Origin of the sequence: Enterobacter sp. A103 (assembly GCF_034427535.1) — a bacterium.
Lineage (GTDB): Bacteria > Pseudomonadota > Gammaproteobacteria > Enterobacterales > Enterobacteriaceae > Enterobacter > Enterobacter asburiae_B.
This window is the reverse complement of the sequence record NZ_JAXQPQ010000003.1, coordinates 458265-473477: the sequence shown is the minus strand read 5'-3', so window position 1 is coordinate 473477 and position 15213 is coordinate 458265. Positions and strand designations below refer to the sequence as shown.

The 15213-nt window shown below is 54.7% G+C and carries 17 protein-coding genes, 1 tRNA gene and 1 rRNA gene; 10 read left to right on the top strand and 9 right to left on the bottom strand.

The annotated features are described in order from the left end of the window. A 5S ribosomal RNA gene (gene rrf, locus SPH27_RS12645) occupies positions 1 to 99 on the top strand; the annotation flags it as partial. Between the two features lie 213 nt (positions 100 to 312). Here rrf and SPH27_RS12640 read toward each other — a convergent pair. Further along, a tRNA-Phe gene (locus SPH27_RS12640) sits at positions 313 to 388 on the bottom strand. A gap of 169 nt (positions 389 to 557) precedes the next feature. Here SPH27_RS12640 and SPH27_RS12635 point away from each other — a divergent pair. Then, positions 558 to 1403, top strand: a complete 846-nt coding sequence (locus SPH27_RS12635) for an AraC family transcriptional regulator (protein WP_039260993.1) — start codon at positions 558 to 560, stop codon at positions 1401 to 1403. A gap of 36 nt (positions 1404 to 1439) precedes the next feature. Further along, positions 1440 to 2030 (top strand): LysE family translocator, encoded by a 591-nt coding sequence (locus tag SPH27_RS12630; protein ID WP_182072246.1) that lies wholly within the window; start codon positions 1440 to 1442, stop codon positions 2028 to 2030. On the opposite strand, the gene SPH27_RS12625 is transcribed toward SPH27_RS12630, so the two are convergent. From SPH27_RS12625 to aspA, 5 genes are all read right to left on the bottom strand, one after another. Then, a complete protein-coding gene (locus SPH27_RS12625; protein ID WP_182072244.1) occupies positions 2027 to 2602 on the bottom strand; it encodes a transcriptional regulator in 576 nt (191 codons plus the stop codon). The two genes, SPH27_RS12630 and SPH27_RS12625, sit on opposite strands and share 4 nt — an antisense overlap. Before the next feature lie 49 nt (positions 2603 to 2651). After that, a complete protein-coding gene (locus tag SPH27_RS12620) occupies positions 2652 to 4343 on the bottom strand; it encodes a protein-disulfide reductase DsbD (RefSeq protein ID WP_182072242.1) in 1692 nt (563 codons plus the stop codon). Continuing rightward, positions 4319 to 4642: a divalent cation tolerance protein CutA gene (gene cutA, locus SPH27_RS12615; protein ID WP_014168278.1), complete on the bottom strand. Its 324-nt coding sequence runs from the start codon at positions 4640 to 4642 to the stop codon at positions 4319 to 4321. The genes SPH27_RS12620 and cutA overlap by 25 nt, the downstream gene beginning before the upstream one ends. A 113-nt stretch (positions 4643 to 4755) precedes the next feature. Continuing rightward, on the bottom strand, positions 4756 to 6057 hold the full coding sequence (locus SPH27_RS12610; RefSeq protein ID WP_023334226.1) for an anaerobic C4-dicarboxylate transporter: 1302 nt from the start codon (positions 6055 to 6057) through the stop codon (positions 4756 to 4758). 115 nt (positions 6058 to 6172) lie between these two features. Continuing rightward, positions 6173 to 7609: an aspartate ammonia-lyase gene (aspA, locus tag SPH27_RS12605; protein ID WP_003855923.1), complete on the bottom strand. Its 1437-nt coding sequence runs from the start codon at positions 7607 to 7609 to the stop codon at positions 6173 to 6175. Between the two features lie 335 nt (positions 7610 to 7944). Here aspA and SPH27_RS12600 point away from each other — a divergent pair, with 335 nt between their 5' ends. Continuing rightward, entirely contained in the window at positions 7945 to 8409 is a 465-nt protein-coding gene (locus SPH27_RS12600; RefSeq protein ID WP_023616652.1) for an FxsA family protein, read from the top strand. Between the two features lie 24 nt (positions 8410 to 8433). On the opposite strand, the gene yjeH is transcribed toward SPH27_RS12600, so the two are convergent. After that, positions 8434 to 9684: an L-methionine/branched-chain amino acid transporter gene (yjeH, locus tag SPH27_RS12595; protein ID WP_182072240.1), complete on the bottom strand. Its 1251-nt coding sequence runs from the start codon at positions 9682 to 9684 to the stop codon at positions 8434 to 8436. A gap of 179 nt (positions 9685 to 9863) precedes the next feature. Here yjeH and SPH27_RS12590 point away from each other — a divergent pair, with 179 nt between their 5' ends. The 3 genes from SPH27_RS12590 (at position 9864) to SPH27_RS12580 (ending at position 12320) form a co-directional block, all read left to right on the top strand. Then, positions 9864 to 10157 (top strand): co-chaperone GroES, encoded by a 294-nt coding sequence (locus tag SPH27_RS12590; protein ID WP_003855929.1) that lies wholly within the window; start codon positions 9864 to 9866, stop codon positions 10155 to 10157. Positions 10158 to 10188: 31 nt separating this feature from the next. Then, entirely contained in the window at positions 10189 to 11832 is a 1644-nt protein-coding gene (groL, locus tag SPH27_RS12585) for a chaperonin GroEL (RefSeq protein WP_014882201.1), read from the top strand. Positions 11833 to 11966: 134 nt separating this feature from the next. Next, positions 11967 to 12320 (top strand): DUF4156 domain-containing protein, encoded by a 354-nt coding sequence (locus SPH27_RS12580; RefSeq protein WP_023310115.1) that lies wholly within the window; start codon positions 11967 to 11969, stop codon positions 12318 to 12320. Between the two features lie 47 nt (positions 12321 to 12367). On the opposite strand, the gene epmB is transcribed toward SPH27_RS12580, so the two are convergent. Then, on the bottom strand, positions 12368 to 13396 hold the full coding sequence (epmB, locus tag SPH27_RS12575; protein ID WP_182072238.1) for an EF-P beta-lysylation protein EpmB: 1029 nt from the start codon (positions 13394 to 13396) through the stop codon (positions 12368 to 12370). A gap of 40 nt (positions 13397 to 13436) precedes the next feature. Here epmB and efp point away from each other — a divergent pair, with 40 nt between their 5' ends. From efp to ecnB, 3 genes are all read left to right on the top strand, one after another. Beyond that, on the top strand, positions 13437 to 14003 hold the full coding sequence (efp, locus tag SPH27_RS12570) for an elongation factor P (protein ID WP_010427766.1): 567 nt from the start codon (positions 13437 to 13439) through the stop codon (positions 14001 to 14003). A 58-nt stretch (positions 14004 to 14061) separates the two neighbouring features. Then, positions 14062 to 14193: an entericidin A/B family lipoprotein gene (locus tag SPH27_RS12565; protein ID WP_058840422.1), complete on the top strand. Its 132-nt coding sequence runs from the start codon at positions 14062 to 14064 to the stop codon at positions 14191 to 14193. Positions 14194 to 14301: 108 nt separating this feature from the next. After that, a complete protein-coding gene (ecnB, locus tag SPH27_RS12560; protein WP_003025482.1) occupies positions 14302 to 14448 on the top strand; it encodes a lipoprotein toxin entericidin B in 147 nt (48 codons plus the stop codon). 36 nt (positions 14449 to 14484) lie between these two features. On the opposite strand, the gene SPH27_RS12555 is transcribed toward ecnB, so the two are convergent. Beyond that, positions 14485 to 15084, bottom strand: coding sequence for a helix-turn-helix transcriptional regulator (locus SPH27_RS12555; RefSeq protein WP_033144453.1), 600 nt, complete (start codon positions 15082 to 15084; stop codon positions 14485 to 14487). Between the last annotated feature and the right edge of the window lie 129 nt (positions 15085 to 15213).

Sequence of the window (15213 nt, the reverse complement as noted above, 5' to 3'; positions counted from 1 at the left end):
GGTGGTCCCACCTGACCCCATGCCGAACTCAGAAGTGAAACGCCGTAGCGCCGATGGTAGTGTGGGGTCTCCCCATGTGAGAGTAGGGAACTGCCAGGCATCAATTAGAAAAACCCCGTACCGTAAGGTGCGGGGTTTTTTGCTTTGTGCGCGCAGAAAGCCCGATGGCGCTTAGTAGGCCGGATAAGGCAAAGCCGCCATCCGGCAACGCAGACCGCACGATCCCACGACAAAGAGAAATAAGAATACAAAGAAGGGATGTATAAACGCAGAAAAGCAAAAACCCAGCCATAGGCTGGGTTCTTTAAATAGTGGTGCCCGGACTCGGAATCGAACCAAGGACACGGGGATTTTCAATCCCCTGCTCTACCGACTGAGCTATCCGGGCAACGGAGCGCATTAAACCGCAATCACGCTCGATCGTCAACATTATTTCGGGAAAAGCTGTTCAACTGCTTAAGTTTGCGGCAATCTGTCCGCTTTCGCCGTGAAAATGCACAAATCTTCCAGACACAACCAGCGTAATACGGCAATGCTGATAGCAAGAGGAGGACAGTATGGCGAATGACTGGCTTGAACTGCGTCAGCATGCAGATACGGGTATTGAGACGATTAAAGCGCATTTCGAAGGTCATGCCTTTGATCCGCACTGGCACGATAGCTATCTGGTAGGGATAACCCTCTCCGGCACGCAGCAGTTTCACTGCCGCCGTGAGCGTCATCGTAGCCAGCCGGGCGACGCATTTCTCCTCGAACCTGGCGAGATCCACGACGGTGATGCGCCTGTAGAGGGCGGCTTTACCTATTTGACCTTCTATCTGGATGAGCGCTGGCTTACCCGTGCGCTACAAGGGCTTTACGAATCTACTCCCGGGAGATATTCACTCCACTTTGCCCAAACGTTGACGCGGGAGCCGCAGCTGGTGCGTGCTATCGGTGAGACATTTTCCACCCTGCATAATGACGAGATGAAAATCGTTCAGCAGAGCACAATGGATAATCTGCTCTCCCGGATCACCGCCCACTGCCACTGGCGTAAAAAACTGCCGTCGCAGTTACAAAGCGCTGCCGTGGCGCACCGTGCGCGCGACTATCTCTTTGCTCATATCGGCGAGAACGTAGGGCTGTCAGACCTTGCGCGCGAGACGGGCACGGATCGCTTTACCCTGACGCGCTGTTTTAAGCGCGAGTTCAACCTGGCGCCACACGCATGGCTTATTCAGCTGCGCCTGGCAAAGGCCCGACAGCTGCTGGCGCGTGGTGACCAGCCTGTTGATGTGGCTGCCGCAGTGGGATTTGCCGATCAAAGCCATCTGGGACGTTGGTTTCAGCGTGCTTACCGTATCTCTCCTGCACACTACCGACGGTTGTGCACAAACCTTCCAGACGTTTCCAAAAAATAACGGCACATTCATGGCTCTAATAAAAAGGAGCCACCCGTGAGTTTGATACCCTTTCTGTTGTTCGCATTTGTCGCCTCCATTACGCCGGGGCCGACCAATATTCTCGTGCTGACGAACAGCCAGCACTTTGGCGTAAATAATACCGTACCTGCTATTCTGGGCGGATGTATCGCGGCCAGTGCGATTGTGCTGGTATCAGGCGCGGGCGCAGGGGAAGTGCTGCGGCAGTATCCTCTGATACGTCAGATAATGAGCTGGGCAGGCGTGCTGTGGCTAAGCTGGATGAGCTGGCAGCTGTTTCGCGCCCCGGCTGCCCGTCTCTCCGCTGAGAACCGTATTCGATTCACCGCTCGGGCGGCGGCGCTGCTGCAGATCGTGAACCCCAAAACCTGGATGATGGCGCTGGCCGTCGTCAGCCTGTTTGCCCCAACTGGCGACCATGCATTGCGGGATATTGCGCTAATGGCGCTATGGTTTCTGCTGATCTCGATAGCCTGTTTGATGTGCTGGGCGTGGTTGGGTAAAGCGGTGAACCGAATTTTTCGCACCACCGTGGCGATGGTGCGGTTTCAGCGCCTGATGGCGCTGTGTCTGCTCGTCTCCGCCTGGGCGGGCATGCTGGCTTAGGTCAGCGCTCCACCCATTCTGCATTGGGCAAAGCGTAGAATATCTTCCGCCAGGCGGTGCGCCGTATCCACATCGGCCTGGCTACGGTTCACCAGCATGCGGCTGAGGCAACCTTCCAGCACCAGCTCCATCTGTTTAGCCACCATCGCAGGGTCATCGACTTCCAGCGTGGTCAGCAGCTCGTGGGTAAAGTCATGCGCCGCCCGTTTTTGCTGATCCGCCAACTGGTGAATAGGATGGCCAGGGTCAGGAAAATAAGTGCAGGCGGCGATGAACAGACAACCCGGGTAGCGGTTGTTGCTGACGCATTCCGTCAGCGCGGTATAGCGCGCCAGCAGCTTTTGCTCCGCGGTCAGTTCTTCATTCAGCATCAGCTGTCTGCGCCAGACATCAACCTGCTGGCTGAGATAGCGCAGGGCATCATAGAGTAGCGCCTCTTTATCCGGCCAGAAGCGATTAAGTTCATCCAGGGGATAATCGATACGGTCGGCTACCATCTCAAGCGTGGTGCTGGCGATCCCTTGAATCTCAAGTAGTTGCAGGGCTTGTCCCAGTACGTCTTCACGTTGCACGGTTATCTCCTCCGCTATTCCCAACGTTTTGTCCCGCTTAAAGTGTTGTTTACGGTTGGCGATTGCGCAAATGCGCGCTAAATGCCGCAGCATCCATAAACCCGGTTACACGCTGTTCTGGCTGCTCATGGCCCTTTTGATTGAAGAACAGAATGGTTGGCAGCCCGAGCACGTTAAGCTGCTTCAGCAGAGCCTTATCCTGCGTATTATTGGCGGTCACGTTAGCCTGGAGCAAAACGGTCTCTTTCAGGGCGCTTTGCACCTGTGGATCGCTAAAAGTATATTTTTCAAACTCTTTGCAGGCGACACACCAGTCGGCATAGAGATCGAGCATCACCGGTTTGCCTTTCGCCTCTGCCAGAGCGCTGTTAAGTTCATCCACGTTTTTTATCTGGGTAAAGTTCAGATGCGCCTGGGTCTGACTCACCGGTGTGCCGAACGCCCAGTCCTGCAGAGGGCGTACGCTCACCAGCGCGGCAGCCAGCAGCAGGATTTGCGCCAGGCGCATCCATGGCTTCTTCGCCCCCAGGCTGACGATAAACGCCCAGGCAAAGAATGCTACGCCGAGCATCGCCCACAGGCGTAAACCCCAGGCGTCGCCGATGATACGCTCAAGAAGGAACACCGGCAGCGCGAGGATGACAAAACCAAATGCGGTTTTCACCGTCTCCATCCACGGGCCGCTCTTCGGCAGAAGTCGATTGCCGAAAACCGTGACCAGAATCAGCGGCAGGCCCATGCCCAGCGCGTAGAGGTACAGCGTCCCCCCGCCGAGCCACATGTTACCGCTCTGGGCGATGTACAGCAGGATAGCGCTCAGCGGTGCGGTAGTGCAGGGAGAGCAAATCAGCCCGGCAATGGCACCCATCGCGAACACGCCGCCTGCGGAGCCGCCCTGCTGACGGTTGCTCATCAGCGTTAAGCGCGTTTGCAGCGAAGAGGGCAGCTGTAGCGTGAACAGGCCAAACATTGACAGCGCCAACAGGATAAACACCGCTGACAGGCCAATGAGAACATAAGGGTGCTGGAGTGCCGCCTGGAACTGTAACCCGGCAGCGGCAACCACAAGGCCAAGGGCTGTGTAGGTTAGCGCCATTCCCTGCACGTATATAAAAGCCAGCAGCAGCGCGCGGGCGGTAGAAAGACGCTGTTTGCCGCCCAGCACGATGCCAGAGATGAGCGGATACATTGGCAACACGCACGGCGTAAAGGCAATGCCGATACCAATCAGTAACGCCCACAGCGCTGAGAACGGAAGGTCAGCGCGGTCGTTGGTTTTCTCAACCGCAGGGACCGGCGTTACAGCAGCAGTCGCTTTCACTTCGCTAAGCGGCACGACTTTCGTTTCCGGCGGATAGCAGAATCCGGCGTCCGCGCACCCCTGATAGGTCACCGTCAGCGTCGCGCCTTTATCCGCCTGATTCACCGTCACGGGCACGCTTAAGCGCTGGCGGTAGATTTCACTCTTACCGTAGAACTCGTCCTCGTGCCACTCGCCAGCGGGCAATTGTAATGCGGCCACGTTTGCCTGGGCAGGGGTAATACTCACCTGCTTGCGATAGAGGTAATAGCCCTCTTTCACCTGCCAGGTGAGCGTCAGATCGTGCTGGTTCTGCTGAAAATCGAAAACAAACGCCTGGTCGGCAGGAATAAAGTTCGAACGGCCGGGCGCGTCAAACAACCCGGCAAAAGCTGACGTGCTGCACAGCAGCAGGATCAGCGTAAGGAAGCGTTGAGCCATGAGAGATAGTCGTTATCGCCATGAACCACTGGCAATACCAGCAGCTCCGGGGTTTGGTAAGGATGATGAGATTTGAGGCAATCCAGGAGAGCCTGCTGATTCGCCAGATTGGTTTTGAGCAACATCTGGACTTCATACTCTTGCTCCAGCTTGCCTTCCCAGTAATAAAGGGAGGTGGCACCGGGGAGGAGCGTCACGCAGGCAGCCAGTTTTTCGGCCAGCACTTTGGCGGCGAGATCCTGGGCAGAGGCTTCATCAGGGGCGGTACACAGTACGACAACAGCATCAGGCGTGTTCACAAGTCGACCTCCTCATCACGAAAGGCTTCACTATATCACGCAAGGCGGTTGGTCATTAATGAAACGGGCCGCAGTGCGGCCCGTTTTTAACTATTTTTACAACCACTCACCGTTTACAGCACCACGCCGCCAATGATAAAGCCGAGGATCACGCAAAGTGAAATGGCGACCACGCCCGGGATCAGGAACGCGTGGTTAAACACATACTTACCGATACGGGTTGAGCCGGTGTCGTCCATCTCCACCGCCGCCAGCAGGGTTGGGTAGGTTGGCAGAACGAACAGGGCAGAAACCGCCGCGAAAGAGGCAATCGCCGTCAGTGGCGTCACGCCCAGCATCAGTGCCGCAGGCATCAGCGCTTTGGTGGTCGCCGCCTGGGAGTAAAGCAGGGTAGCGGCAAAGAACAGCACCACCGCCAGCAGCCACGGGTAGTTGTGCAGCAGGTCGCCAGCGACGGTCTGAATGTCGCTGATGTGCGCTTTCACGAAGGTATCACCGAGCCACGCCACGCCCAATACGCATACGCAGGCGCTCATACCTGATTTAAAGGTGCTGGCGTTCAGCACTTCGCTGGTGTCGATTTTACAGGTGATGCTAATCAGCGTCGCGATGGTCAGCATAAACACTACAATCGCTTCGTTACGCGGCAGGACAGGGTTCTGGATCAGGCCCACGGTGTCGCTAATGGCGGTCGCGTAGAACATCACTGCGACAATACCGATCAGGAACAGCAGCACGGAGCGCTTTGCGTGCGGCTTCAGCTCGAAGACCTGGCTGCCGCGCAGTCTCACTTCACCCTTGGCGAGGCGTTCCTGGTAAACCGGATCGTCTTTCAGTTCAGCGCCGAGGAAGTTACACAGCACGGCAGTAATCATCACCGCGATCAGCGTCACCGGGATACAGATCGCCAGCAGCGTCAGGTAGCTCACGCCCATCGGCTCCAGAATACCGGCGAAGAAGACCACCGCAGCGGAAATCGGCGAGGCGGTAATGGCAATCTGGGACGCGACGACGGCAATTGAGAGCGGACGAGACGGACGGATACCCTGCTCTTTCGCCACTTCGGTAATCACCGGCAGCGTAGAGAAGGCGGTGTGGCCCGTACCGGCGAGAATGGTCATAAACCAGGTCACCAGCGGGGCAAGGAAGGTAATGTATTTTGGATGGCGGCGCAGCATACGCTCCGCCAGGCTTACCAGGTAGTCCATACCGCCTGCCACCTGCATGGCGGCGATAGCGGCAATAACTGCCATGATGATTTCGATAACGTCGAACGGGATTGCGCCGGGTTTAATCTGAAAGATAAGGGTAAGAACGAGCACCCCGAGACCGCCGGCAAAACCAATGCCGATACCCCCGAGTCTTGCTCCCAAATAAATCGCCAACAAGACGATGACGAGTTCTGCTCCAAACATAAGGACCTGCCTTGCTTATTAACAAGTTGATATTGAATTGTTGTATTTAGGTAACGCCTAAAAAGAAAAAAGGCACGTCACAAGTGACGTGCCTTAAGAAGCCTAGCCAGAACGGTTACTGTTCGCTTTCATCGGTATATCGTTTCGCTTTATATGCCGGGTGCATCAGGTTCTGGGCCGAGAAGATATCGTCCAGCTCAGCTTCGGTCAACAGCCCGCGCTCCAGCACCACTTCACGTACGCTCTTACCGGTTTCGGCGCAAATCTTACCGACGATATCACCGTTGTGGTGACCGATGAACGGGTTGAGGTAGGTGACAATCCCGATGGAGTTGTAGACATAACCCTCACAGACTTCTTTATTCGCCGTGATGCCGTTAATGCATTTTTCCAGCAGGTTGTAGCAGGCGTTCGTCAGGATGTGGATAGATTCAAACATCGCCTGACCAATCACTGGCTCCATCACGTTCAGCTGCAGCTGACCCGCTTCAGAGGCCATGGTCACGGTCGTATCGTTACCGATGACTTTGAAACAAACCTGGTTCACCACTTCTGGCACCACCGGGTTCACCTTGGCTGGCATGATGGACGAGCCTGCCTGCAGCTCTGGCAGGTTGATTTCATTCAGGCCAGCGCGCGGCCCGGAAGAGAGCAGGCGCAGGTCGTTACAGATTTTGGACAGTTTTACCGCCAGACGTTTCAGGGCGCTGTGTACCATGACGTAGGCGCCGCAGTCGGAGGTGGCTTCAATCAGGTCTTCTGCAGGCACAACCGGCAGGTTAGAGACTTCAGCCAGCTTCTGTACCGCCAGCTGCTGATAGCCATCCGGGGTGTTCAGACGCGTACCGATGGCGGTGGCGCCCAGGTTCACTTCCAGCAGCAGCTCGGAGGTGCGCAGCAGGTTTTTGGTCTCTTCGTTCAGCAGTACGTTAAACGCGTGGAATTCCTGGCCGAGCGTCATCGGCACCGCGTCCTGCAGCTGGGTACGACCCATTTTCAGGATGTCCTGGAACTCAACCGCTTTACGCTGGAAGCCATCACCCAGCTGGTTGATCGCATCCACCAGTTTTACCACAGAGGCATACACCGCGATACGGAAGCCGGTAGGGTAGGCGTCGTTGGTAGACTGGCATTTGTTTACGTGGTCGTTCGGGTTCAGGTACTGGTATTCACCTTTCTGGTGACCCATCAGCTCCAGGCCAATGTTTGCCAGTACTTCGTTGGTATTCATGTTGACGGAGGTGCCCGCGCCGCCCTGATAGACGTCAACCGGGAACTGGTCCATGCATTTGCCGTTGTTCAGCACTTCATCGCAGGCTGCGATAATCGCATTTGCCGCGCTTTTAGGAATGGTTTGCAGCTCTTTGTTGGCCAGTGCTGCGGCTTTCTTCACCATCACCATGCCACGGACAAACTCAGGAATGTCGCTGATTTTGCTGTTGCTGATGTAGAAGTTTTCAATCGCTCTCAGAGTGTGGACACCGTAGTAGGCATCCGCTGGAACTTCCCTGGTACCCAACAAGTCTTCTTCGATACGAATGTTGTTTAACATGTGAACCTTCTTTTCAAGCTGCCGATGGATTGTACTAAACACACAGTATTTATGTGGTTTTGAATATTTTCTGGCCGACGATTATTCCCTCAATCAGCCAGATGCTCGAGATCATATGCTGATGATAGCGAATTGCCGTAAGCTGGATCACTTATTATCGAGCCGATTCCATGATAATTATTAATCTGTGAAATGGGTCACCGCTTTATAATTTCCAAAAAAAATATCCGTGCAAACTGATTGAATTTTCGCTAACCGTCACCATTTCATACAAACGCGCGTCGCGAACACATTCAGACAGGGGCCCGATGGCCTCTGCCACACAGGAGATGCCAGTGCGCTGGATACCGTTTATTGCTTTCTTTCTCTATGTTTACATTGAGATTTCCATTTTCATCCAGGTTGCCCATGTGCTGGGCGTCCTGCTGACGCTGATTCTGGTGATTTTCACCTCCGTCATCGGCATGTCGCTGGTGCGTAATCAGGGTTTCAAAAATTTCCTGATAATGCAGCAGAAGATGGCCGCAGGGGAAAGCCCGGCGGAAGAGATGATCAAAAGCGTGTCGTTGATTATTGCGGGGCTGCTGCTGATCCTGCCGGGGTTCTTCACTGACTTCCTCGGCCTTCTGCTGCTTCTGCCGCCGGTGCAAAAACACCTGACCATGAAGCTGCTGCCGCATCTGCGCTTTAGCCGTATGCCGGGGGGCGGATTCAGCACCGGGCCGGGCGATACCTTTGAAGGGGAGTATCAGCGTAAGGATGAACAGCACGACCGTTTAGACCATAAAGACGATCGGTGATTTTGTTGCCCGGTGGCGCTTCGCCTACCGGGCCTCCGGTAGCGCACCGCGCTTCGGCAAAAACACCCACAGCCCTGCCAGCATGACAATCGCGTACAGACTCTTCCATCCCACCATCGCCAGCAACAGCAGGCAAAGCATACCCCCGACGACCGCCAGAGCTTTATAGCGACCTTTCAGCAAACGACATCCCGCCAGCATGCACAGCAGGTAGATCATGATGAAAATGCCGTTGGCGTAAACGATCAGTGCGTCAAGATTGATCTTCAGTGCATAAATACACAGTGTGCTCACCACGCAGCAGCCCAGTACGGCATTCAGGGCATTCAGCGGAAGCTGGCGTTTAGACAGGCGCGAGAGGCGATTCTCTGGTTTGTCGAGCGCCTGCGACCACACCAGCCGGGCAAAGCTCTGGATATAAATATTCAGGCTGGCAAAACAGGCGAGATAGCCGATGACGCAGGCGATCCATAGCGCCTTCACGCCGAACAGTGCCACCACGATACCCGGCAGCGATGCCGCGGCGGCGAGATCCGCTCCGAACGCGTGGAAGTGTAAGACCAGCACGGTACACGCCCAATAGACCGTGCCAGCAAGCAGCAGGCCTATCATCAGCGCACGGGGGAAATCGCGTTCAGGCTGCTTAAATTCAGAGGCCAGATGGGCAAAGGCTTCCAGACCAACAAAACACCAGAACATGACGGAGAGCGCGGCGAAAAGCTGGGAATGGTCGACGTCGGTCAGCGGCGGGAAGGGAATTTCCTTTATTGTGATATCGCCCGCCCACCAGATTGCGACAACGAGCGCGACAATCAGCACCGCAACCAGCGTCTGCAGGTTGGCGCTGGAGCTGGCGCCGCGAGAGCCCACCCACCAAACGATCGCCAGCGTACCCAGCTCGGCCAGCAATAACTGCTCGTTATGCCAGCCAAACAGCGCCTGACCAAAGCCGGTCGCAATATGCAACGCCGCAGGAAGGCCAACCGGAATGACGGAGAGAAACAGCCAGCCGGTAACACGCTGCAGCCGCGGGCCAAAGGCCAGTCCGACAAAGTGCGCCACGCCGCCCGCGCTGGGGAAATGCCGCCCCAGGATGGCGAATACAATGGCTATCGGGAAAACTAATACAATCAGCGCCGGCCACGCCCATAGGCTGTTATTTCCAGCCACCAGCGCCGCCAGTGCGGGTACGGCAAACACGCCCGTACCTAACAAGGAGGTTGAGAGCAGTCCGACGCCCTGCGCCAGCCCCAGCTCCTGCTTGAGTCCACTCATTGACATCGACCTGCCAGTACCAAAAGAGAGGCGATGGTAACACTTTCGCAAATTTTTTTTTCGACTCCCCCTTGAAGGGGGAAAAAGCTATCCCCATCTCTCAGGGCACTAGTCGGAAAACCGCATGCGGGCCGGCGTCATCCATAACTGATAATGACTTTCTCAAAGGAGAGCTATCAATGAGTATTCGTCCGTTACATGATCGTGTGATCGTCAAACGTAAAGAAGTTGAAACCAAGTCTGCTGGCGGCATCGTTCTGACCGGTTCTGCAGCAGCCAAATCAACGCGTGGCGAAATCATCGCTGTCGGTAAGGGCCGCATCCTGGAAAACGGAACTGTGCAGCCACTGGACGTTAAAGTTGGTGACATCGTAATTTTCAACGATGGCTACGGCGTGAAATCCGAGAAGATCGACAATGAAGAAGTGTTGATCATGTCCGAGAGCGACATTCTGGCAATTGTTGAAGCGTAATTTACGCACGAGAATTTGAGGAAATAAGAACATGGCAGCTAAAGACGTAAAATTCGGTAACGACGCTCGTGTAAAAATGCTCCGCGGCGTAAACGTACTGGCAGATGCAGTTAAAGTGACTCTGGGCCCGAAAGGCCGCAACGTAGTGCTGGATAAATCCTTCGGCGCGCCAACCATCACCAAAGATGGTGTTTCTGTAGCACGTGAAATTGAGCTGGAAGACAAGTTCGAAAACATGGGCGCGCAGATGGTGAAAGAAGTTGCCTCTAAAGCGAACGACGCTGCAGGTGACGGCACCACTACCGCGACCGTACTGGCGCAGGCAATCATCACCGAAGGTCTGAAAGCCGTTGCTGCGGGCATGAACCCAATGGATCTGAAACGTGGTATCGACAAAGCTGTCGCCTCCGCTGTTGAAGAGCTGAAAGCGCTGTCCGTACCGTGCTCTGACTCTAAAGCCATTGCTCAGGTTGGTACTATCTCCGCTAACTCCGACGAAACCGTAGGTAAACTGATCGCTGAAGCGATGGACAAAGTCGGTAAAGAAGGCGTGATCACCGTTGAAGATGGTACCGGTCTGGAAGACGAACTGGATGTGGTTGAAGGTATGCAGTTCGACCGCGGTTACCTGTCCCCATACTTCATCAACAAGCCAGAGACTGGCGCTGTTGAGCTGGAAAGCCCGTTCATCCTGCTGGCTGACAAGAAAATCTCCAACATCCGCGAAATGCTGCCAGTACTGGAAGCCGTTGCGAAAGCAGGCAAGCCTCTGGTTATCATCGCTGAAGACGTTGAAGGCGAAGCGCTGGCGACCCTGGTGGTTAACACCATGCGCGGCATCGTGAAAGTGGCTGCGGTTAAAGCACCTGGCTTCGGCGATCGCCGTAAAGCGATGCTGCAGGATATCGCTACCCTGACCGGCGGTACAGTGATCTCTGAAGAGATCGGTATGGAGCTGGAAAAAGCGACCCTGGAAGACCTGGGCCAGGCGAAACGCGTTGTGATCAACAAAGACACCACCACCATCATTGATGGCGTGGGTGAAGAAGCTGCTATTCAGGGCCGCGTTGGTCAGATCCGTAAGCAGATCGAAGAAGCGACTTCCGATTACGACCGTGAAAAACTGCAGGAGCGCGTAGCGAAACTGGCAGGTGGCGTTGCGGTTATCAAAGTCGGTGCAGCGACCGAAGTTGAAATGAAAGAGAAAAAAGCACGCGTTGACGATGCCCTGCACGCGACCCGTGCTGCGGTAGAAGAAGGCGTGGTTGCTGGTGGTGGTGTTGCGCTGGTGCGTGTTGCCGCTAAACTGGCAGGCCTGACCGCACAGAACGAAGATCAGAACGTGGGTATCAAAGTTGCGCTGCGCGCAATGGAAGCTCCTCTGCGTCAGATCGTTTCTAACGCCGGTGAAGAGCCATCTGTGGTTGCGAACAACGTGAAAGCGGGCGAAGGTAACTACGGTTACAACGCAGCAACTGAAGAATACGGCAACATGATCGACTTCGGTATCCTGGATCCAACGAAAGTGACCCGTTCTGCTCTGCAGTACGCGGCATCTGTCGCTGGCCTGATGATCACCACCGAGTGCATGGTCACCGATATGCCTAAAGGCGATGCACCAGACTTAGGTGCTGCTGGCATGGGCGGTATGGGCGGTATGGGCGGCATGATGTAATCGTGCGCTCTACGTCGTAGAATGTGAAAAACCCCCGGGCAGAAATGCTCGGGGGTTTTTCTTTTGGTCATCTTTTAGGTATAAGATTTACACACGGACAACTACTGTCCAGCTTATTGAAAACGAGGAATAACATGCGCGTAAAAGTCTGTGCAGGGATTGTAGGGGCAGCATTGCTGCTGGCGGGTTGTAGCTCCAGCAATGAGCTGTCGGCAGCGGGCCAGGGCGTTCGCTTTGTGGAAGATAAGCCTGGCAGTGAATGCCAGCTGTTAGGCACGGCAACCGGTGAGCAAAGTAACTGGATGTCAGGTCAGCATGGCGAAGAAGGTGGCTCGATGCGCGGTGCGGCGAATGCCCTGCGTAACCAGGCTGCGGCAATGGGCGGTAACGTGATTTACGGCGTGAGCAGCCCAACGCAGAGTATGCTGTCCAGCTTCGTGCCGACCGCCAGCCAGATGAACGGCCAGGTCTACAAGTGCCCGAACTGATTGCCTTTTTCCCTCTCCCTGTGGGAGAGGGTTAGGGTGCGGGGAAACTAGCGCTGCCGCAGCTGCAGATCCAGCGGCGTCTTGCTCGGCTCTCCGCCAATCTCGCGTGCCAGCTTCGGCACCATATAGCCTGAAACCAGCGTTAACAGTTCGCGCATAATCTGCCGGGCTTCTTCATCCGTCACCATGAAATGGGCCGCGCCCTGAACGCGATCCAGCACGTGCAGGTAATAGGGCATCACGCCCGCATCAAACAGGGCATTGCTCAGGTTAGCCAGCACGCGGGCGTTGTCATTGACGCCGCGCAGCAGCACGCTCTGGTTCAGCAGCGTCACGCCCGCTTTACGCAGACGCGCCATCGCCGCGCGAAAGTCATCGTCAATTTCATTCGCGTGGTTAATATGGTTCACCAGCAGCACCTGCAATCTTGACTGCTCCAGGCGTGACACCAGGCCGTCAGTGACACGTGCCGGAATGACAATCGGTAAACGGCTGTGAATACGCAGGCGCTTAACGTGCGGGATGGCTTCAAGCTGAGTCAACAGCCAGTCCAGCTCATGATCTTTTGCCATCAGCGGGTCACCGCCGGAAAAAATAATCTCATCCAGCTCCGGATGGGCGGCGATATAGTCCAGCGCGACCTGCCAGTTGCGTTTATTGCCCTTGTTTTCGGCATACGGGAAGTGCCGACGGAAGCAATAACGACAATTTACCGCGCAACCGCCTTTTACCAGCAGCAGGGCGCGGTTGAGATACTTGTGCAATAAACCCGGCACCACGCTGTTCTGCTCTTCCAGCGGATCGGTGCTGTATCCCTGCGCGGTGACAAACTCATCCTGCGAAGTAAGCGTTTGTTTTAAAAGTGGATCGTCGGGGTTGCCTTTCTCCATTCGCGCCACAAACGCACGGGGAACGCGCAGGGCGAAAAGGCGTTTTGCCTCGCGGCCTGCAAGCAACTCTGGGTGCTGATCGAGGTCTAAAAGACGCAGCAATTCATCAGGACTGGTGATTACATCGGCAAGTTGCGATAACCAATCTTCTCTGGACGGGGTGTTTAGGGTTACAATATGCGCCATTTTGTGGCTTAGCTACCAGTTAACAAATTTAGAGGGCCTTATGGCAACGTACTATAGCAACGATTTTCGTGCTGGTCTTAAAATCATGATGGACGGCGAACCGTACGCGGTTGAAGCCAGCGAATTCGTTAAACCAGGTAAAGGCCAGGCATTCGCACGCGTTAAGCTGCGCCGTCTGCTGACCGGTACCCGTGTTGAGAAAACCTTCAAGTCTACTGACTCCGCTGAAGGCGCTGATGTTGTTGATATGAACCTGACCTATCTGTACAACGACGGTGAGTTCTATCATTTCATGAACAACTCCACTTTCGAACAGCTGTCTGCTGATGAGAAAGCGGTAGGTGATAGCGCTAAGTGGCTGCTGGATCAGGCTGAGTGCATCGTGACCCTGTGGAACGGCCAGCCTATCGCTGTGACCCCACCAAACTTCGTAGAACTGGAAATCGTTGAAACCGATCCAGGTCTGAAAGGTGATACCGCAGGTACCGGCGGTAAACCAGCCAAACTGTCTACCGGCGCAGTGGTTAAAGTTCCACTGTTCGTACAGACTGGCGAAGTGATCAAAGTGGATACCCGCTCCGGCGAATACGTATCCCGCGTGAAGTAATTTACGTCATGATTGAAGGCGCAGCGCCCGCTGCGCCTGATTTTTGCAGGCAGGGATGATGAAACGTACCGTTAAAATTCTGCTTCTGTTAGCGTTTTCCAGTGCATTGCTTTCCGGCTGTAACACCACCCGTGGAATGGGACAAGATATCCAGGATCTCGGTCATATCATTTCTCACGCCGCCAGCTAAGTTCGTCTAATTTTCCTAAAAATGCTTCCTTTTCCGTCAACCGGCGGGATCTTGTCTATTCTTAAGTTGCTATACACAAAACAACTTTGGCTATAAAAGGAAGATATTATGGTTAAGAAGACAATTGCAGCGATCTTTTCAGTCTTGGTACTTTCTTCAGTGTTAACGGCCTGTAATACCACGCGTGGCGTCGGTCAGGATATTTCTGAAGGTGGTAGCGCAATCTCTGGTGCGGCAACTAAAGCTCAGCAGTAATTAACATACGGTACGAGACCAGCGGGTTTCGTACCGTCAGCTTTCTGATTCCTGCAGGGATAAGAACGGAGAAAAACGCGTATCCATATGCAGTTTCATGCGGATATTGCGTTTGTAGGTATAGACTGTTTTTCCATTGATACTCAGGTGAGCGGCAATTTTTTGATTGCTTGCCCCGTCCATCCACAATGTCAGCACTTTCTCTTCCTGCCGGGTCAGCAAGGGGGCGGCTGCCGTTGGCCTTTCAGCGCTGGCGCGCGAGTTTAATGCGTCGTTGATAGTCGTTGCCACTTCTTCGAGACTGGCGTTTTTCAACAGCGACGACCACACCGGGAACTGTCCGAGCCAGTCGGTCATGCCGCGGTCCTCTCCCGATTGCAGCATAATAAACGGTAATCGTTCACTGGCGTTAAGCAAGGACGAGAGCTGCTGAAAATGATGAATATCCTGCCTGAAGCCGTACAGGTCGGCGATGACCAGCGTGGGTTTCCATTGCAGAATGTGCTCCCTGGCAAGGAACAGATTATTTAGCCCGGTCACAACGTAGTGTCCCGGGAACAAACCGGAATGATTGAGCCATGCTTCAAACCCCGTGCGGGTGAAGTGACAACGGTCAATCAAGAGAATTTTGAACATATTTTATTCGCAGTCGGCTAGTGGTTTGGCTTCCTGCCATCAGAAAGCACATCATCATAGAGAAGTCGGATGAGTGCTAAATGCCGGAACTACGCGCCATACTGCGGCTATTTCTTGCCTTAACGTGTT

Bases quoted from the DNA above. Each gene is read 5' to 3' on its own strand.
- SPH27_RS12635 (WP_039260993.1), top strand. From the start codon at position 558: ATGGCGAATGACTGGCTTGAACTGCGTCAGCATGCAGATACGGGTATT.
- SPH27_RS12620 (WP_182072242.1), bottom strand. From the start codon at position 4,343: ATGGCTCAACGCTTCCTTACGCTGATCCTGCTGCTGTGCAGCACGTCA.
- SPH27_RS12610 (WP_023334226.1), bottom strand. From the start codon at position 6,057: ATGTTTGGAGCAGAACTCGTCATCGTCTTGTTGGCGATTTATTTGGGA.
- aspA (WP_003855923.1), bottom strand. From the start codon at position 7,609: ATGTTAAACAACATTCGTATCGAAGAAGACTTGTTGGGTACCAGGGAA.
- yjeH (WP_182072240.1), bottom strand. From the start codon at position 9,684: ATGAGTGGACTCAAGCAGGAGCTGGGGCTGGCGCAGGGCGTCGGACTG.
- SPH27_RS12590 (WP_003855929.1), top strand. From the start codon at position 9,864: ATGAGTATTCGTCCGTTACATGATCGTGTGATCGTCAAACGTAAAGAA.
- groL (WP_014882201.1), top strand. From the start codon at position 10,189: ATGGCAGCTAAAGACGTAAAATTCGGTAACGACGCTCGTGTAAAAATG.
- SPH27_RS12580 (WP_023310115.1), top strand. From the start codon at position 11,967: ATGCGCGTAAAAGTCTGTGCAGGGATTGTAGGGGCAGCATTGCTGCTG.
- epmB (WP_182072238.1), bottom strand. From the start codon at position 13,396: ATGGCGCATATTGTAACCCTAAACACCCCGTCCAGAGAAGATTGGTTA.
- efp (WP_010427766.1), top strand. From the start codon at position 13,437: ATGGCAACGTACTATAGCAACGATTTTCGTGCTGGTCTTAAAATCATG.
- SPH27_RS12565 (WP_058840422.1), top strand. From the start codon at position 14,062: ATGAAACGTACCGTTAAAATTCTGCTTCTGTTAGCGTTTTCCAGTGCA.
- ecnB (WP_003025482.1), top strand. From the start codon at position 14,302: ATGGTTAAGAAGACAATTGCAGCGATCTTTTCAGTCTTGGTACTTTCT.
- SPH27_RS12555 (WP_033144453.1), bottom strand. From the start codon at position 15,084: ATGTTCAAAATTCTCTTGATTGACCGTTGTCACTTCACCCGCACGGGG.